We start from the raw sequence: 17,384 nt of genomic DNA on the forward strand, positions 1-17,384 counted from the left end.
CCTGACCGCCCTAGTTTGAATGCTGGCGCGCTTCTGTGCCGGGGTCATCGATCGCCCGGAGGGCCGCGACGGTATTGACGTTCGTGAGCGACCGTTCGAGCGTCGAGGGGCCGTTGTCGATAGTGACGTCCTCGACGGTCGACAGCTCCCCGAGCAGGGCGTGGAGCCCTCCGGACGCGTGGAGTTCCTCGCTGGCGTCGAGAATCGCGGCCCGGCGATAGCGTGCGTGCAAGGGCTCCCGGCCGCCGGCCGTCCGGGGGACGAGTGCGTCAGCCGTCGAGTCGGCGTCCAGAATCCACCGAACGGCGTCGACATCGAGCAGCGGCATGTCACAGCCAGTCACGAACAGCCACTCGGCATCGCATGATCGGGCGGCCCCCATCACTCCGCCCAGCGGCCCGTCGAACCGCTCGTCGTCGACCGCAAAAGAGAGGTTCTCCGTCGGATATCCGTCGCCACCGAGCCGATCAGCGATCGATTCGCCCCGGTCGCGATCGGGGACCATCACCAGCGGCTGGCGATCCGTCGCTGTCGACACGGCGTCGAGTACGCGTCCGAGGATGGGTTCGTTCCCGACTGTCGCGAACGCCTTGTCCCCGTCCGCAAAGCGCGAACTCTCCCCGCCAGCGAGGACGACGCCACGGATTGATCGGTCGTCGGTCATCGCTCGTGGGCCCAGAACTCCTCGGAAACGGTGACTTCCTTCTTGAACAGCGGAACTTCCGCTTTGATGCGGTCGATGCCGTCCTCGACGGTCCTGAACGCCTCTTTGCGGTGACCCGCGAGCACGACGACGTACACGACATCCTCGCCCGCCTCGACGACGCCGGTTCGGTGGTGGAGTCGAACGTCGAAAACACCGTCCCGTGCTCGCAGTTCCTCCTGGATCGTCGCCATCTGGTCGGTCGCGACCTCGTCGTAGCGCTCGAATTCGAGATACTCCGTCGGTTCGTCGTCCGGACTATCCTTCCGGCGGACGCGGCCAGTGAACGTCGCGATTGCACCGGCTCGGTCGGCGTCCGGGGACCGTTTGACCTCGGCAACCAGCGACGACAACGTCTCGTAGGGATCGACGGACTCGATCACCTCGACTGCATCTTCGAGGTCGACATCCGCGGCGCTTGCTGCCGCCAGCATCCCGTCAGCATCCGCATGGCCCAGTACGATCTGCGGGAGATCAATATCCGCGTATCCTTCGACGATGGCATACGCACAGTCGGTCGAGAGGGCCTCGAGTGCGTCATCCAGCGTCCGTGACTCGCCGGTCCCAAACCACGATCCGTCGGCGATTCCGTACGTCCGGTCGGCACCGGCTGCCCGATGGCGGGCGGTGTCTTTCCCGTCGGTATCGAGCGTCGGTTCGCAGTCGACGTGCTTGACTGTCCCGACTGTGCCGCGCTCGCTCAACCGTTCGACGAGGGCCTCGACAAGTGTCGTCTTTCCCGCGTTCGACGGGCCGGTCACCCCGATGACCTGCATAGCCACATTTGCGGACAGGGGCGTTTGTAGGTGTCGTCTACGGCACCTTCTCGGGCAGTTGCTGACCTACTCCGGTTCGGACAGCAGACCGACGAGATGACCTAGCATCGGCGTGACGAGTTCGGCCGTCCCGAACGCCGCCGCGGACTCGCTCCCGGGGAGACAAAAGACGGGAACGTCGTCGACGATTCCGGCGGTCGCACGGGTCAACATCGCGTGTGGGCCCGCCTCCTCGACTGACCGCGCCCTGAACCGTTCGCCGAACCCCGGCAGTTCCCGTTCGAACAGCGGCCTGAGTGCCTCGATGGTCACGTCATCGTCCGTAACGCCCGTGCCGCCGGTGGTACTGATCACATCCACGTCTTCGCGGTCGGCGAAGGTCTCGACGCGTTCGCGGATGACTCCGATCTCGTCTCCAACCAGATCACGTGCCGTGACAGTGTGACCAGCGTCTTCGATCGCGGCGACGATCGCGTCGCCGCTGTCGTCACCGTCGAGTGATCGACTCGTCGAGATCGTCAGGACAGCGACGTCGACCGCACGCCGATCGTGGTGGTGATGATCGCCCATTGAAATCTGATCGGTCCGCGGGCCGTTTTAGTGGTCCGGTCGGGGACCCCACCGCCGATAGTGACGCTTCCGGAGCGGCCACTCCAGTGGCCGGTCGTCACTTCTTTGCAGGATCGTGGGAGTCGAAGCGGGCAGCGACGTACGAGACGGCGACCAGCAGCACGCCGAGTGCGAGGCCGATCGTGACCATGCCGTAGATGGCCATTCCCAGGGTTGTCCCAGGGAGCGCGATGACGCCGAACAGCTCTGGCTCGACGACATCCGGTCTCGTTGCGCCCAGGATCGCACCCATCAGCCCGGCGATCACGACGACGCCAAGGTAGACGCCGAGGACAACACGACGGCCACGGATCGGACTGGAAGTCGACACACCCCCCGATACGTGCCGGAGGCGATTAGGCTTTTCACCTGCGGCGGGTATCTTTGGGTATGTCCGAAAAAGAACTCATGCTCGTGGCGCTGGTCGCGATCGCGCTGATGATGGGGATCGCCGCGTTCATGCTCGTCCTCGGGTGATCTGTTTCAGGAAACGGTCCGGGCCGGGCAGATCCTGCTTCGATCCGGATGTGTGCCAAAGTCAGCAGACAGGAAAACTGTGTCTTCGAACTGTCCGCGGTTTCGCCCTGGGCGTGGCGCTATTGGGTCTCGTCAGATTCGCCGCCGTCGGCCCATAGATCGGCGTCTGCTTCCGTCTCGTCCGCAGTGATTCGATCCTCGTTCCAGGCAAACTCACGGGTGAACAGGCCGTCGTCCTTGAGATCCCACGGGTCGCCGTCGGTGAGTTTCGGGCCGTCGAGCCACGACTGGAGAATGTTCCAGACGAAGACGAGTTGCCCCACGAACAGGATCAGTGCGCCGACGGTGGCGGCCTGGTGGAGGAGCGTGATGACGTCGATCGGGCCGACGGTGATGGCGTTGTAGGTTGCAAGTCTGCGCGGCAGGCCGACGTAGCCCAGCAGGATCATGGCGAAGAACGTCACGTTCGTGCCGATCATGGTCAGCCAGAAGTGCCACTTGCCCAGCGTGCGCTGGTACATCCGCCCAGTGTAAATGGGGAACCAGTAGTAGACGCCGGCGAACACCGCGAAGGCGATCGCCCCCATGATCACGTAATGGAAGTGCCCGACGACGTAGTAAGTGTCCGTCAGGATCAGGTCGATCGGGATCGACGCCAGGAACACGCCAGTCACGCCGCCGATGATGAAGTTTGCCACGAATCCGATGCAGAACAGCATCGGGGTAGTTAGCCTGATGCGGCCGTTCCACATCGTCGTGATCCAGTTGAACGTCTTGACTGCGCTCGGTATCGCGATCGCCAAGGAGACGGCCATGAAACTCGCCCGGAGTCGCGGGTCGATCCCCGTCGCGAACATGTGGTGGGCCCAGACGCCGAAGGAGAGCACGCCGATCGCCAGCGTCGAGTAGACGACGAACTTGAACCCGAACAGCTTCCGACCCGAGAACCGCGGGATGATGTAGCTTATCAGCCCCATCGGTGGCAACACCAGTATGTACACCTCCGGATGGCCGAAGAACCAGAACAGATGTTGCCACAGTATCGGGTTCCCGCCGTCGACGGCGAAGAACAGCGTCCCGAGGTTCCGATCGAGCAGCAACATGATGAGTGCGCTGCCCAGCAGCGGGAACGCGAAGAGGATGATCCCCGACTGGGTGAGCATCGTCCAGGAGAAGATGTCTAAGTTCGCCCAGGAGACGTCATCACCGCGTTCGGTGAAGATTGTGACGATGAAGTTGATCGCCCCCATCGTCGCCGAGACGCCCGTCAGATGGAGTCCCAGCAACATCATGTCCGTCCCGAGATGGGGCTGTTCGACCGACAGCGGCGCGTACATCGTCCAGGACGCCTGGGAGGGGGCGATCCCCGGGATGAGAAAGCCACTCCAGATGAGTAACGCGCCCGGCGGCAACAGCCAGAACGCGATCGCGTTGATCCGGGGGAAGGCCATGTCGTCAGCCCCGATCAGTAGCGGGATGAAGTAGTTCCCGAAGGCCGCGATGATCGGCGTTCCGAAGAGGAACAACATTGTGATGCCGTGGCTCGTGAGCAACGCGTTGTAGAAGCTCGCACTCACGATGTTCGAAGACGGAGTGACCAGTTCGAGCCGCATGACCATGACGGCCAGGCCACCGACCGCGAGCGCAATCAGTGCAAAGAGCCCGTAGAGCAATCCGATGTCCTTGTGATCGACTGTCGTGAGCCACCGGAGCACCCCGGCGGGCTTCTCCCGGTGGCCGTATCCTGTCTCGCTGACGGTCCCGCCACTGGCCGTCGGTGACGCGTAGCTCCGCCAGTCTTCGATACGCGTGAGAAACGCCGCAACCCCGACCAGCAAAATTCCCATCAAGACCGTCAATGCGAGCTGTTCGCCTGCCATGGTTCTCCCTCCGGGAGGTTCCCACTAAAAGGGTGCGTTAGAGGCACCATTCTCTCCCGGTTTCGGCTGTCGAAGCGAGCCGGTTTCAGGGAGCAGTTCATGACCACGTCCACGCAACCACCGCGCCGTTTCGGCCGCTGCGCGGCGAAGCAACGATCTCACGTCTCTGGTTTCACAGTCTCGCGACGGTACTCACTCGCGGGTTTCGGGCACGACGCCCGGCGGTTCCTCGGGTTCGCCGTCGGCCTCGGCCCGCGAGACGGCCCGGCCGGCGTAGTACGACAGTACGCCCAGCAGGACGATCATCGACCCGACGATCGCGAGCTGGAGGCCGGAGGCGACGCTGTTCCAGCCGAACGGGCTGGCGACGACGAACGCGACGAAAAAGAACGTCAAGATGCCGAGCGGTATCGCATTGACCGTCAGATCGAGAACTGTCTCGCGATCGAGCTCTCCGAGTTGCATGTGAAAGGCTTCGCCGACAGAGATAAATAGGCTGTTGAAACCGGAAAACGATGGTCGGTCCCAGCCAATCTTGAGCAGCGGTGTGACGGCCCGGGCGAGTCACTCCAGCAGCGCGCCTGTGAGCCCGACGGCAACCAGAATCCCGCCGGCTCCTACGATCGACAACCCACGCCCGACGACGCCGTTCGGGTCTTCCGTGAGGGCGAGTACGTCGAGACCAGCCGGACCTACCTGCGTGGCGAGGACTGCGCCCCCGATCACGGCGAATCCGACGCCGAGTCCAGCGAGCGGTCGCCAGAGGTCGGCCGTGTAGCCCGACTCACGGAGGATGCCGGCGACACTCGCCCCGAGGAGGAGGATGCCACCGACTGCGACCGGATAGAGGCCGATGAACACGCCGAGTTCCGACAGTGCGAACCCGAGTGCGACGAACAGCGGCCACGGACTGGCACGCCGGCTGGGGGCCTCCACGTTGGAGTGTTGGCTCATACGAAACCCTCGTGCGGTAGCGTCAAAGGTCCATCGGAGCCGACAATGCCGTCCGGGACATCGCTGGATCGTTGCACTGTGTTGGACTCCTGTTGTCCCCCATCGTGTGAACTCGATCGCTGGCACAAAGTATATGCCTCGCATGGGACTTGTTCTGGACAATGACTACACGTGCAATCGAGCGCGTCGACCAGTGGGAGACGCGCTCGTTTACCGGGGGCTATCGCGGCCTGCACGAACTCGCCGAGGCGGAATTCTCGGGCGTCGTGCGCGCGGGAGCGGCCACGTTGTGTATGCTAAATGGAACCGTCATTGGCGTTCTTGACGGCTCGATCGAGGACTTCGAGGCGGCGGAGGGTACCGCCTACGCCGCGCCGACACCGGCGCTGCCGCTTCTGGTCGTGATGCAGGAGCGAAGCGACGAGGTCCGGGCGAAGTACTACACGGAAGATACGCCGTTGTCAAAAGTCGATGAGACGCTCGCTGACGGCAAGTTCACGGGTTTCGTCGAACTCTCGGAGAACGTCCTCAGCGGGGACTACTACGCTGTCTATCACGCCGGCCGCTCGATGAGCGTCGCGTTTGTCGGCGAGCGCGGAGAACTGCTTCGCGACGAGGAGGCGTTCGAGCGAGCCGACGACGAAGTCGGGATCTACGAGGTCCGACCGGTCGACATCGACGTCATCGAGGTGCCCGATGTAGCGCCCGAATCAGACGACTCGCCGTCGAGCGATCTTGCGGCCGGCGGTGGCGTCGGTGGTGACGAAGTCGACGCGTCCACCGAAGACCCACCCGTGGTAGACGACGAGACGGACGAGACGGACGGGACGGACGAGACGGACGAGACGGACGAGACGACGCGAGAGGTGGAATCCACGCTTGCCGAGCGTGAAGACGATGACGTAGCTGCTGAGACAACCGGCCAGGACGGCGCTGTGGATGACACTGGCCACGAAGCACCAGCCGATACTGAGAGCGACGCGGCCGCTGAGGCCGACAGTGATACCGAATCAGCCGGTACTGACACGGATGCACCACCGCAACCGGCCGACACTGCCACTGACGGTGCTTCGGACACGGCGGACTCGTCGCGCCCTGACCGACAGACTGCGGGCGAGCGACAGTCCTCACCACCGGAGGCTGATTCGGCACGGACGCGGGAGGCTGACACTGATCAGACTGCTGAGGGGACACAAGCAGAGGTCGAACAAACGGAGTCAACTGACGACCCAGAGCGATCGGGAAACAGCGACCGTTCCGGGGCGTCATCAACGACCGAGTCTCGTTCCATTCGGAGCCAACAGGCGGACCGACAGCGGACTGATACAACTGCGTCGAACCACCCTGGAGCGGCGGCTGCCAGGCAAACGCAAACAACGTCGAGTGTTGCTGCCGGGACACCCTCCGACCTCGAGATTCGAACGATACCCTCGCTTGATCCGGACAAATCCTGGGGCACAGACGAGAATGGACCCAAGGCCAGTGCTGCACCGGTTCCGCCTGTCGATACTGGTCACGCCGGGTCGGCTTCCCAGGACACGGTGGATCATCGTCGGGAGCGAAACGAGTCGACCGCACACTCTCAAAGCGATATTTCGGAGCAATCGGAGTCGGAGGAGTCTCCGCGACAAGGCACGGCCACCACGCAGTCCCCGAGCGGATCGGACGCCGAGACGGACAACCAACCGTCCACCCGAACCCAAAACGAGCCCAACCAGACCGATGGCCAGGTGCGTGAACTCAAGGCACAAATCGAGGAGCGTGAGGCCCGCATCGAGGACCTCGAAGATCGCGTCGAGACGACCGAAGCCAATCGTGACGAACTCAAGGCCGAACGTGACGAGTTACAGGCCGAACGTGACGAACTGCGGGAAGAACTCTCGGACGTTCGAGCCGAACTCGAGTCCCTCAGAGAGGAGCGCGACAGCCTCGAAGCGAACCTAGAGGAACTCGACGTAAACGCCGACACTGTCACACACCGGATGAGCCGCCAGGAGGCGATCGAAGGGACGAACCTCTTCGTTCGATACGATTCGAAGAGCGCGCCCACGCTTGCGGCCGCTCGCGAGTCCGGAGCAAGTCAGTCCGATGTCAAAGAGAACCTCTCGGTCGAGTACCACACCCAGTTCGAAGTCGAGGGGGCCCACGTCGAGGGCCAGCCCTTCGAACAATTTCTGCGCGACACGATGGAACACCGGTACGTCACCTGGGTTGTCGAGGAACTCCTCTTCGAGATCCGCGACACCGGCCACCGCGAGGCGATGGCCGATCTCTACGACGCGTTGCCCCACATCGATCGTGTCGAACTCAATGGCTCGGTCGGCGTCGAATACGACGAGGACGGACAGACCAAACGCTCTCAGGAGTCTTTCGACGTCGTCTTTCGCGACCGGATGGGGAATCCGCTCGTCGTCGCGAACCTGAACGATTCGCGACAGGCGGCGACCGAGAACCAGATGAACTCGCTGGTCACGGCTGCGACACGGGTCGGTGAAACGAGCGATTCGCTCGCGGGGGCGATGTTCGTCACCTCGAGTTTCTTCGAACCGGCTGCCCTGGAAACGACTGCCGAGGCGACCGGCGGTGGCCTACTCAGCCGGGACAAACGGGAGAGTTTCGTCAAACTCTCGCGAAAACAGGGCTATCACCTCTGTCTCGCCGAAGCACGTGACGATCAGTTCCACATGGCCGTCCCTGAACTGTGAGGGAGCGTCCGCTCACTGCAAACGGTGAAAGGGTGTCCGGTAGCTGAACGTAGACAGTAACAGCTATCGCCGCGTCGGACGACAGATGACGTCGAAACGAATCTCAGCCTTCGATCTCGGCCGCATCCTCGATCTTCATGCCTTCGAGCTTTTCGATGGTCTGATCGACCTTGTTGTCGAGGTCGTCGACGAACTCGTGGGTGTGGTCTGTCGTGATTGCACCCTGGCTCGAGGGCTCGATGAGGTTCTCCTCTTCGAGAACTCGCAGGGAGTACCGTACCTTGTGATGGGGGTAACCCGTCTCGTTGGACATCTTGACGATGCCGATCGGTTCGTTCTCGATGACCATCCGGAGAACCTGGAGATGCCGCTCCAGCATGTCGACTTCCTTTTCGAGCCTATCTATCATGGCACGTGTTAACTTGTGTTCGGAGGGTTTAAAGGTTGCTGTCCGGTGGTCGAAAAACAACTGAAGATGCTTTGTGAGCGTCGGATATAACCCTTGTGATAGAGTGACTATCAGGACGCGCCGACCGTAATCTGTTTATCGGGGTGGAAAAAACGGGCGAGTGATGACCGTTACGATCGTTGGGTCACAGCTCGGCGACGAGGGAAAGGGCCGGGTCGTCGACCTCTACAGCGACGAAGCCGACGTCGTCGTCCGGTATCAAGGCGGCGACAACGCCGGTCACACGGTGTGTCACAGCGGGGAAGAGTACAAGCTGTCACTGGTGCCAAGCGGCGCGATCCGGGGGAAAGTGGGCGTCCTCGGGAACGGGTGCGTGATCAATCCACGGACCCTGTTCGACGAACTACAGATGCTCCGGGACCGGGATCTCGACCCCGACGTGCGCGTTGCCGAGCGTGCACACGTGATCATGCCGTTCCACCGCGTCCTCGACGGGATCGAGGAGGACGTCAAAAGCGAGGACGACCAGGAGGTCGGCACCACCGGTCGTGGGATCGGTCCGACCTACGAGGACAAAGCCGGCCGTCGTGGCGTCCGAATCGGCGACCTGCTCGACCCCGGTGTCCTGCGGGATCGACTCGAATACGTCGTTCCCCAGAAGCGTGCGATCGCCGAGGACGTCTACGGTCTCGACGTCGACAACGTCGAGGAATACCCGAGCGCCTTCGATATCGATGCGCTCTTCGAGGAGTTCAACGAGTACGGTCGCCGGATCGAACGGGAAGACATGGCCGTCAACGCCGGCGCGTTCCTGTCCGAGGCGCGGGCCTCGGGCAAGTCCCTCATGCTGGAGGGGGCCCAGGGGACGATCATCGACATCGATCACGGGAACTATCCGTTCGTCACCTCCTCGAACCCGACCGCGGGCGGCGCAACGGTCGGCACCGGGCTCAGCCCCGGCGTCATCGGCGACGGCGAGGTCGTCGGCATCGTCAAGGCCTATCTCACGCGGGTTGGCAGCGGGCCACTCCCCACGGAACTGGGCGGCGTGCCCGGTGACACGCCGGGCTACGACGGCGACCCCGAGAACCCGCGGACCGAAGCTGAGGAACTCGCGACGTACATCCGCGACGCGGGCGACGAGTACGGGACCGTCACCGGCCGACCACGCCGGGTCGGCTGGCTCGACATGCCGATGCTTCGCCACGCCACCCGTGCCAGCGGTTTCACCGGGCTGGCGGTCAATCACGTCGACACCCTCGCCGGGCTGGACGAACTCGAGGTAGCCGAGGCCTACGAACTCGACGGCGAGCGTCTCGAGACGATGCCGCCGACCACCGAGCGATGGGCCGACTGCGAGCCCGTCTTCCGGACCTTCGACGGCTGGGGCGAGCAGGACTGGGAAGCAGTCGCTGCCGAGGGCTACGACGCGCTCCCGGCGGACGCTCGTACCTATCTGGAATACATGAGCGACGAACTCGATGTCCCGATCTACGCGATCGGCGTCGGCCCGTCGCGTGAGGACACGATCGTTCGCGAGACGCCGTACTGATCGCCCACCGCAGGACTACGTTTCGCTGTCGGGGCCGACCTCGCCCGCCGCCACCATCGCCTCGAACGGATTGTCGTCGATCGTCAGCGGGAAGTCGACGCGCCCACGCCGGCGAACTGATTCATACCCGCCGAAAATTATCTCGGCGGTGTTCAGCCCATGACGCGCCCGAAGTTCGGACTCGCGGTCGCTCCCGACGGCGTCGATCACGTCGTCGATCGCTCGTTGGTGATAGGCGTTTCCGTATTCGTACTCACCCGTTCCGGCGTGATGGAGCGTCTCGCCGTCGACGTCGACCGTCTCCCACGTCCCTGAGCCGGCTCGCCGGACTTCAAGCATCGGGCCGTCGTCGGCGTCGATTCGGATTTCGCCATCGTTGCCGACGAGGTGAAACGCGGCCCCGACCAGGTCGGATCGATCGCCCGTCGAAAGGAGCCCATCGACGCCGTTGTCGTACGTCCACTGGGCGAGCATCTGGTTCTCCTGGTGCATCCCGAAGCGGACATCTTCCTCGCGGTAATCGAGTTGTGCGAGGACCCACTCTGCCTGGGGCTCGCCGGCGAACATCCCCGCGAGGTCGATGCTGTGTGCGCCGGTGTCATAGAAGTCGTCCCACCCGATCTCGACCCGCTGGAGGTCGCCGATCTCACCCGCGTCGAGTAGTTCCGTCGCGGCCCGAAACGGCCGGCCGAAGCGACGCATTCGGTGGAACGTCAACTGGGTGTCGGCCCGCCAGGCTGCCTGTGCCATCCGTTGTGCGCCGGCCCACGTGGCTGCCATCGGCTTCTCACAGTGGATCGCCTCGACGCCGCGACGGGCAGCGGCCACCGTGAGGTCTGCGTGAGCCTCGGGCGGGACCGTCAGACTCACCACGTCGGGATCGACGGCGTCGAACAGCTCGATCGCGTCCGAGAACCGGCCGTCCTCAGGCAGGTCGAACGTCTCCGCGAATGCTTCGACGCGATCGGAGTGCCGGTCGGCCGCGGCAACCAGCCGTGTCTCGTCGTTACGTTCGTAGGCTTCCGCGTGGCGATACGCCATCGACCAGCTGTCCGTTGTCGGGTTCTCGGGTTCCGCACCCGTTCCGACGACGGCGACGTCGTAGGTCATCGTCTTGGCCGACGGACGGGGCACGTATCGGCGTTTCGGGAACGGGTGTTCCCGTAAATCAATCCGACGCGAGCGGCACGTTTTTGCCGCGGGGGGCGTAGGTAGAGGTATGCAAGAAGACCTGATGGACATTATCTGCTGTCCGCTCGACAAACACGATCTCGAACTCGACGTCGAGGAACGCGAGGACGGGGAAATCGTCGCCGGGACGCTGACGTGTACCGAGTGCGGCGAGACGTACCCGATCGAGGACGGCATTCCCAACCTGCTCCCGCCGGACATGCGCGAGGACGCACCGGCCTAGAGCTTTTTTACCGGTCCCGTCGGAGAGACACGTGTGGTAGACCCGCTCCCCGTCCACGTCAACCGCGAGGAACTTCACGACATAGCGGTGCCCACGTCCTTCGAAACCACCGGCACGTTCGACGTTCGACTCGTCAATCACGGCCAGCCACTGCACGTCCACCTTCATCTCGACGACGACCTCTCGACCGTCGCAAGCCTGGAGGCGACCAATCACTACGTCGACGGCGAGAGCGAACGGCGCGTCACGGTCTCGGTCCGGGACGGTGCGACCATCCGGGGCAAGCTCAAGGTCGTCAGCGGCTACGGTGCCCAGACGCGCTACGTCGACGTGATCGTAACCGAACCCGACGAGGAGGAAGACTCCGTTCGGGTCGACGAATCGCTTGCCGAACCCCAGCCTGTCGCCGCGGACCAGACCGAGGGGCTCGTTGCCGACGGGCCGGCCGTGCCGGTCGCTGCCCTCGCTATCGGTGCCCTCGTCGTCACCGCCGGGATCGCATTTGCTCTCCAGGCGTTCGTCGTCGGTCTCGGTGCGCTCGTGGTTCTGGCCGGCGTGATCGTCGCACTGTACGTCCTTTTCGTCGAGTGAGCGTCACGGCCTCGCAGTACAGTTATGGTGGTGTCCGCCGGAGACGAACGTATGACGCTGGCAGCGAGAGCCCGCGAAGCCGCCCGCGCCCACCCGTTCGTCCACGAAGGCCTGCGTGCAGGCGTGATCAACTACTCCGCCGCCGCGCGGCTGCTCGACGTCGGTGACGAGGAAGCGGTTGCCGCTGCGCTTCGGCGATACGCCGCGGAACTCCCCGAACGTGATATCCCGGATGGGTCCCCACGGGTCACGATGCACAGCGGGCTGGGCGCTGTAGAGCACGGCGACGGCGGGTTACTCACAGTCGGCGAGACGACGTATGCCGAGAACGCCGGGTCGCTGACCGGCGTGGCGGCCACCGGCACCATCGACGCACGATCACTGGTTCGGGTGCTCGCCCGACTCGACGCCGAGGACGTCGCCGTCGAGGCTGCCGCCGTCGCCGACGGGTATCTCGTCCTCGTCGTCGATCGCCGTGACGGGCCGGACGTGGTCCGGTTCGTCGAAGCGATGATCTGAGAGACGTGATCGGCGTGTCGGGCCGGCTTCGACGGATTGAAGCGCTCGCCCCGTCGACCGTCCCACGATGACCCTACGCGTGACGAACACGCTCTCGGGCGAACGTGAGGCCTTCGAGCCACAGGATCCGGACGCGGTCACCTTGTATTACTGTGGCCTCACGACGTCCGATCCGCCCCACCTTGGCCACGCTCGCGGCTGGGTGCACGTCGACGTGATGCATCGCTGGCTGTCGTGGCTTGGCTACGATGTCCACCACGTCGAAAACTTCACCGACGTCAACGAGAAGATCGTCGCCCGCGTCGGCGAGGTCGGCGGGAGCGAAGCCGACGTCGCCCGGACGTATATTCAGGACGTGATCCGGGACATGCGGTCGCTGAACCTCAAACGCGCGGAAGTCTACCCCCGCGTCTCCGAACACGTCCCCGAGATCATCGACCTCGTCGAGACGTTGATCGACCGAGGCTACGCATACGAGGCGAACGGCTCGGTGTACTTCGACGTCACCGCGTTCGAGGACTACGGCGAGCTCTCGAACCAGACGGTCGAGGAACTCGACGCCCAGGGTGATCCTGACGAGCGGGGGGAAAAGCGCCATCCACAGGACTTCGCGCTCTGGAAGGCCGGCGGCGTCGACCCCGCGGACATCGGAGCGCACCGCCATGCTGACGCTGCACCCGCCGAGGACGCCTGCCGGACAGCGCAGACGTGGGATTCGCCATGGGGCCAGGGCCGGCCCGGTTGGCATATCGAGTGCTCGGCGATGAGCATGACCCATCTCGGCGAAACCATCGACATCCACGTCGGCGGCCAGGATCTGGTCTTTCCCCATCACGAGAACGAGGTCGCCCAGAGTGAGGCGGCGACCGGCGATCGGTTCGCCAACTACTGGCTCCACGTCGGGTTGCTCGAAACCGGCGAGGAGAAGATGTCTTCCTCGCTCGGGAACTTCGCGACTGTCGAGGACGCCATCGCCGAATACGGCCTCGGCGTCGTCCGGACCTTCCTGCTGTCGACGGCCTATCACAGCCGCGCGGCCTACACCGAGGAGACGCTCTCGGAGGCGACAAAGCGGTTCGAGACGCTCGAACGCGGCTACGAACGCGCCGTCGAGGCGGCCGACAGCGTCGACGCGACCGCCAAGACGACTGACGACGCGCTCCGGGAAGCAGTCGAAACAGTCCGCGAGGCGATCCCGCGTGCGATGAACGACGACTTCAATACCCGTGAAGCACTGGCAGCGCTGGTCGAGTTCACGAGCGCGGTCAACCGCCACGTCGACGAGGTCGAACCCTACGACTACCGTGGCCTTCGACGCGCGATCGACGTGTACGACGAGTTTGCGGTCGGCGTCCTCGGTCTCCCGCTGGGTGACGGCGGGAGCGACACCGGCGACGTTCGCCTGGCCGAGGATCTGGTCGAACTCGTCCTCGACGTTCGTGCCCAAGAGCGCGACGCCGGCAACTACGAGCGCGCTGACGAGTTACGCGACGAACTCGCCGCACTCGGTGTCGAGGTCCAGGACAGCGACGACGGCCCGACCTATCGGCTGCCCTGAGATAGTCGCTTTCCCCGTTCGGTCGGATTTCTCACGCCAACGCTTTTTTCACAGGCTCACGAGGAACGGATATGCGAATGCTGATGGCCGGAGTAGTGCTTTCGCTTCTCGGCTTCAGTGGCTACCTCGCGGGCATCGCCATCTCCTATCCGAGGCGATCAATCTCGCTTGCCGCGATCATGATCGGGCTCACGTTCGTTGCGATCGGTCGGGCGAGTGCGATGGAGGGATCGGCGTGATCGACGCACTCGTCTACGACGGGACCGGCGTCGAGTCCGTCGAGGATATCGCCGCCGCACGCGCGGCAGACGGAACAACGTGGGTCCACGTCGAGGATGCGAGCGACGCGGAGATCGATGCCGTCGCCGACGCGTTTGACCTCCACGCGCTGGCGATCGAGGACGTGCGCAACAACGTCCGGGCGAAGGCCGAGGAGTTCAGCGCCCACACGTTCGCCCTGGTCAAGACCGCCCGCCTCACGCGGGGCGAGACCACCTTCGAGGAGGAGATCGACGACGAGCCGGTTGGCCTCTTCATCGGCGATGACTGGCTGGTCACCGTCGCCACCGGCAGCGCCGACCCGGTCGCTCGTGTTCAGGAGAGCGTCCGTCGTGGGGACGAACGGCTGCTCGAACGGGGGCCGGATTTCACCGCCTATCGAGTTCTGGACGTGCTCGTCGACAGCTACTTCGAGATCCTCGAACATCTAGAGGGCCAGATCGAGGCCATCGAGGACGAGGTCGTCGAGTCGCCCGACGCCGACCTGCTCGGGGAGATCAACAGCGTCCGCCGGGAGTTACTGTCGTTCCGGAAAGTCGTCTGGCCCGTCCGGGAGACGCTCGCCGTCCTGGCTCGTGGCGATGTCCGTGGTATCCAGCCGGACACCCAGAAGTACTACCGCGACGTCTACGATCACCTGGTGCAACTCGTCGACTTGCTGGAGACGTACCGTGATCTGGTGGTCGGGACGCGGGACATCTATCTCAACGCCCTCTCACAGTCGACCAACGAGGTGATGAAGGTCCTGACCGTCGTCGCGACGATCTTCATCCCGCTGACCTTCGTCGCCGGCGTCTACGGCATGAACTTCTCCGGCGGGCCGTACAACATGCCCGAGTTGACCTGGGAGTTCGGCTATCCCGCTGTCATGCTCGGCATGGCCGGCGTCGCGGCACTGATGGTGTTTTACTTCCGGCGGCAGTCGTATCTCTGAGAAAGTAATGCTGTCTGTGGCCTTCGCTGCCACGTTAACGGCTCAATTGTTCAAGACGAACGTGTTGAGTGTAGTCATGCTTCGTTGGATGCCCTTCGTATGTCACATTTCCCTGCTGTGACTGTCCGCTATCACTGAGAACTCATGAACAAACCACTTTAAAATAGACATTTCATGTTTGAGACTGTATCCTCTCTCGCAAAACAATAACAGCCACAAAAGACATAATCGTGAGAATCACGGATGGTAGAGATGTCCGTATACCCATGCGATAGACGCTGTCATACACCCATACAGAGAAAATGAATGGGATAACGAAAAGCACGTTCCTTTTTGAAACAAATATGTCAAAATATGCGAGGGTGCCAGCAATCAGTGATAAGACGGCAATGACCTTCGTTGCAAGCATCTCTGGACCGAAAAACATAATCAGACATATGAATATCAAAATCCCAAATAACAGTCCTCGTATCTTTTGTGAATACAGTGGATTGTCGTGCATGGGTTAGGTATACTTTCGATCGTTTCTTTCTGGGTTTTCCGGTGTAATTGGTACTGTATCAACGTGAATTTTCGTGGAGACGGAATCGGTACCAAACGATATCGGATTATAGCATACTAAATCATTCTGTCTGAGTATCACTCGCTGTTTGAACGATCCAGACATACGTCGCCTCATTCTCACTCACACGCCCAAGATCAACGGGCCGATCAACACGCCCATCAGCGAGACACGTCGGGCACCCAATCTGGCAGGGATCAGGCCGACCAGCGTGCTGACGGCGAAGACGACAACCCCGATCGGCCCGGCGAACAGCGCCGAGAGCAACGCCAGTACGGCGAGCACACCAACCGATAGCCGGACGTGATCGAGCCGTCTGACTGCCCGGAGATACCAGTCGCCGACCACCACGACGAGGACGAACCCGACCGCCGCCGCGATGAGAACCGAAGCGACGAGAAGCGGCCAGGCGAGCGGCGCGCCCGAGCGGTCGAGCGCCACGAGCACGCCGGTTCGTGGATTGCCGAAGGCGATCAACGCACAGAGCGCGAAGAGGGTATTCGACGTATTCACGCCGCTGGTGGTCACGACGAACCCGCGGCTGCCGTACTTCGACGGGGCGCTGACGAGCGCCAGCGTCGCCGCGATGGCGCTTGAGACGCCCGGCAGATACCCCACGATCGCCCCCGAGACGGTGCCCAGCAGCGCGAGTCCGCCGACTGACTTTCGTGTCGTTCGGACGGTGGGGTCGTCCTGGCTCGGGACGCCGGCGCCACGCATGGCGTCGATCAACACCGGCGCGCCGAACAGCCCGCCGAACAGCGGCGCGAGCATGCTTCCGACCGGGAGGACGCCGTCGGCGGGCACGTCGAGCGTGACGACGCCAAGGGCGGCACTGACGAGAAACGACAACAGCGCGGCCTTTCGGGCGTGATTCGTCGGCTCCGTCGCGATGACTGCGGCTGCGATGGCCGTCAACACGACTGGCAATCGCTCGGCAAGCATGGGATAGACTTCCAGCATGACGAGCGTCACCGGGACCGCGAGCGGGAGCGCGAAAACGACAGCGAGCCCGCTCCCCAGTGCCGAAAGTCGAAGCGCCTCGCGACCGCGCCCGCCGAGGACGAGACGATGGCTCGGCAGCGCGCTCGCGGCCATCGCGGGATCGGGGACCCCCAGCGCGAGTGCGGGCACGAAATCCAGAAATGTATGCACGACGCCGGCGGCGAGCATCGCCGCGCCGACGAGCCGCGGCGGGGCTGGTACGCTCGGCGCGACGGCTGCCAGCAACAACGCGAAGTTGTTGGCGTGCAGGCCGGGCGTCAGCCCACTGATCGTCCCGAGGCAGATCCCGCCGGCGATTGCCACGACGGCCAGGACGGTCGATTCGGGGGCGAACGCGATTCTGACGCCGAGATCAAACACGGCGGAAATGGGCCCTCTCCCTGATTTAAACCCTCGCTCGGAAAGTGGACACCACTCCGGCGTTGGGACGCGCTCCCCCACGAAAGCGACTTGTTAA

18 protein-coding genes are annotated in these 17,384 nt (G+C 63.4%); 8 read left to right on the forward strand and 10 right to left on the reverse strand.

Annotated elements, in window-relative coordinates:
* Window positions 1–10: 10 nt before the first annotated feature.
* The 7 genes from mobA to HUTA_RS00220 form a co-directional block, all read right to left on the reverse strand.
* A complete protein-coding gene (gene mobA / locus HUTA_RS00190) occupies window positions 11–664 on the reverse strand; it encodes a molybdenum cofactor guanylyltransferase (protein ID WP_012795104.1) in 654 nt (217 codons plus the stop codon).
* Window positions 661–1,479, reverse strand: a complete 819-nt coding sequence (locus HUTA_RS00195; protein WP_012795105.1) for a molybdopterin synthase — start codon at window positions 1,477–1,479, stop codon at window positions 661–663. The genes mobA and HUTA_RS00195 overlap by 4 nt, the downstream gene beginning before the upstream one ends.
* Window positions 1,480–1,545: 66 nt before the next feature.
* A complete protein-coding gene (locus HUTA_RS00200; protein ID WP_012795106.1) occupies window positions 1,546–2,049 on the reverse strand; it encodes a MogA/MoaB family molybdenum cofactor biosynthesis protein in 504 nt (167 codons plus the stop codon).
* Between the two features lie 97 nt (window positions 2,050–2,146).
* A complete protein-coding gene (locus HUTA_RS00205) occupies window positions 2,147–2,419 on the reverse strand; it encodes a DUF7520 family protein (RefSeq protein ID WP_049941117.1) in 273 nt (90 codons plus the stop codon).
* 265 nt (window positions 2,420–2,684) lie between these two features.
* Window positions 2,685–4,445, reverse strand: coding sequence for a cytochrome c oxidase subunit I (gene ctaD, locus HUTA_RS00210; protein WP_012795108.1), 1,761 nt, complete (start codon window positions 4,443–4,445; stop codon window positions 2,685–2,687).
* A gap of 192 nt (window positions 4,446–4,637) precedes the next feature.
* Window positions 4,638–4,910, reverse strand: coding sequence for a DUF6684 family protein (locus tag HUTA_RS00215; RefSeq protein WP_012795109.1), 273 nt, complete (start codon window positions 4,908–4,910; stop codon window positions 4,638–4,640).
* 99 nt (window positions 4,911–5,009) lie between these two features.
* A complete protein-coding gene (locus HUTA_RS00220; protein WP_012795110.1) occupies window positions 5,010–5,399 on the reverse strand; it encodes a DUF7541 family protein in 390 nt (129 codons plus the stop codon).
* Window positions 5,400–5,560: 161 nt separating this feature from the next.
* Here HUTA_RS00220 and HUTA_RS00225 point away from each other — a divergent pair, with 161 nt between their 5' ends.
* The gene (locus tag HUTA_RS00225; protein WP_012795111.1) at window positions 5,561–8,104 is read left to right on the forward strand and encodes a DUF7527 domain-containing protein; all 2,544 of its coding nucleotides are present in this window, start codon (window positions 5,561–5,563) and stop codon (window positions 8,102–8,104) included.
* Between the two features lie 103 nt (window positions 8,105–8,207).
* On the opposite strand, the gene HUTA_RS00230 is transcribed toward HUTA_RS00225, so the two are convergent.
* A complete protein-coding gene (locus HUTA_RS00230) occupies window positions 8,208–8,513 on the reverse strand; it encodes a hypothetical protein (RefSeq protein ID WP_012795112.1) in 306 nt (101 codons plus the stop codon).
* A gap of 163 nt (window positions 8,514–8,676) precedes the next feature.
* Between HUTA_RS00230 and HUTA_RS00235 the strand changes: the two genes are divergently transcribed.
* Window positions 8,677–10,065 (forward strand): adenylosuccinate synthase, encoded by a 1,389-nt coding sequence (locus tag HUTA_RS00235; protein WP_012795113.1) that lies wholly within the window; start codon window positions 8,677–8,679, stop codon window positions 10,063–10,065.
* Window positions 10,066–10,080: 15 nt separating this feature from the next.
* On the opposite strand, the gene HUTA_RS00240 is transcribed toward HUTA_RS00235, so the two are convergent.
* A complete protein-coding gene (locus HUTA_RS00240) occupies window positions 10,081–11,175 on the reverse strand; it encodes a Gfo/Idh/MocA family protein (protein ID WP_012795114.1) in 1,095 nt (364 codons plus the stop codon).
* Between the two features lie 109 nt (window positions 11,176–11,284).
* Here HUTA_RS00240 and HUTA_RS00245 point away from each other — a divergent pair, with 109 nt between their 5' ends.
* The 6 genes from HUTA_RS00245 (at window position 11,285) to corA (ending at window position 15,360) form a co-directional block, all read left to right on the forward strand.
* Window positions 11,285–11,479 (forward strand): methytransferase partner Trm112, encoded by a 195-nt coding sequence (locus HUTA_RS00245; RefSeq protein WP_012795115.1) that lies wholly within the window; start codon window positions 11,285–11,287, stop codon window positions 11,477–11,479.
* 33 nt (window positions 11,480–11,512) lie between these two features.
* On the forward strand, window positions 11,513–12,070 hold the full coding sequence (locus tag HUTA_RS00250; protein ID WP_012795116.1) for a DUF7524 family protein: 558 nt from the start codon (window positions 11,513–11,515) through the stop codon (window positions 12,068–12,070).
* Between the two features lie 51 nt (window positions 12,071–12,121).
* Window positions 12,122–12,589 (forward strand): DUF7523 family protein, encoded by a 468-nt coding sequence (locus tag HUTA_RS00255; RefSeq protein ID WP_012795117.1) that lies wholly within the window; start codon window positions 12,122–12,124, stop codon window positions 12,587–12,589.
* A 67-nt stretch (window positions 12,590–12,656) separates the two neighbouring features.
* A complete protein-coding gene (cysS, locus tag HUTA_RS00260; RefSeq protein ID WP_012795118.1) occupies window positions 12,657–14,147 on the forward strand; it encodes a cysteine--tRNA ligase in 1,491 nt (496 codons plus the stop codon).
* 71 nt (window positions 14,148–14,218) lie between these two features.
* Complete coding sequence (locus tag HUTA_RS15435; RefSeq protein ID WP_012795119.1) at window positions 14,219–14,386, forward strand: hypothetical protein; 168 nt, start codon at window positions 14,219–14,221, stop codon at window positions 14,384–14,386.
* Window positions 14,383–15,360, forward strand: coding sequence for a magnesium/cobalt transporter CorA (gene corA, locus HUTA_RS00265; RefSeq protein WP_012795120.1), 978 nt, complete (start codon window positions 14,383–14,385; stop codon window positions 15,358–15,360). Before HUTA_RS15435 ends, corA begins: the two co-directional genes overlap by 4 nt.
* 685 nt (window positions 15,361–16,045) lie before the next feature.
* Here corA and HUTA_RS00275 read toward each other — a convergent pair.
* Window positions 16,046–17,287 (reverse strand): tripartite tricarboxylate transporter permease, encoded by a 1,242-nt coding sequence (locus tag HUTA_RS00275; RefSeq protein ID WP_012795121.1) that lies wholly within the window; start codon window positions 17,285–17,287, stop codon window positions 16,046–16,048.
* Between the last annotated feature and the right edge of the window lie 97 nt (window positions 17,288–17,384).

It is taken from the genome of Halorhabdus utahensis DSM 12940 (assembly GCF_000023945.1).
In the GTDB taxonomy this organism is placed as follows: domain Archaea; phylum Halobacteriota; class Halobacteria; order Halobacteriales; family Haloarculaceae; genus Halorhabdus; species Halorhabdus utahensis.

Bases quoted from the DNA above. Each gene is read 5' to 3' on its own strand.
- HUTA_RS00195 (WP_012795105.1), bottom strand. From the start codon at position 1,479: ATGCAGGTCATCGGGGTGACCGGCCCGTCGAACGCGGGAAAGACGACA.
- HUTA_RS00220 (WP_012795110.1), bottom strand. From the start codon at position 5,399: ATGAGCCAACACTCCAACGTGGAGGCCCCCAGCCGGCGTGCCAGTCCG.
- HUTA_RS15435 (WP_012795119.1), top strand. From the start codon at position 14,219: ATGCGAATGCTGATGGCCGGAGTAGTGCTTTCGCTTCTCGGCTTCAGT.
- mobA (WP_012795104.1), bottom strand. From the start codon at position 664: ATGACCGACGACCGATCAATCCGTGGCGTCGTCCTCGCTGGCGGGGAG.
- ctaD (WP_012795108.1), bottom strand. From the start codon at position 4,445: ATGGCAGGCGAACAGCTCGCATTGACGGTCTTGATGGGAATTTTGCTG.
- HUTA_RS00235 (WP_012795113.1), top strand. From the start codon at position 8,677: ATGACCGTTACGATCGTTGGGTCACAGCTCGGCGACGAGGGAAAGGGC.
- HUTA_RS00225 (WP_012795111.1), top strand. From the start codon at position 5,561: ATGACTACACGTGCAATCGAGCGCGTCGACCAGTGGGAGACGCGCTCG.
- HUTA_RS00240 (WP_012795114.1), bottom strand. From the start codon at position 11,175: ATGACCTACGACGTCGCCGTCGTCGGAACGGGTGCGGAACCCGAGAAC.
- HUTA_RS00245 (WP_012795115.1), top strand. From the start codon at position 11,285: ATGCAAGAAGACCTGATGGACATTATCTGCTGTCCGCTCGACAAACAC.
- cysS (WP_012795118.1), top strand. From the start codon at position 12,657: ATGACCCTACGCGTGACGAACACGCTCTCGGGCGAACGTGAGGCCTTC.
- HUTA_RS00230 (WP_012795112.1), bottom strand. From the start codon at position 8,513: ATGATAGATAGGCTCGAAAAGGAAGTCGACATGCTGGAGCGGCATCTC.
- HUTA_RS00255 (WP_012795117.1), top strand. From the start codon at position 12,122: ATGACGCTGGCAGCGAGAGCCCGCGAAGCCGCCCGCGCCCACCCGTTC.
- HUTA_RS00200 (WP_012795106.1), bottom strand. From the start codon at position 2,049: ATGGGCGATCATCACCACCACGATCGGCGTGCGGTCGACGTCGCTGTC.
- HUTA_RS00215 (WP_012795109.1), bottom strand. From the start codon at position 4,910: ATGCAACTCGGAGAGCTCGATCGCGAGACAGTTCTCGATCTGACGGTC.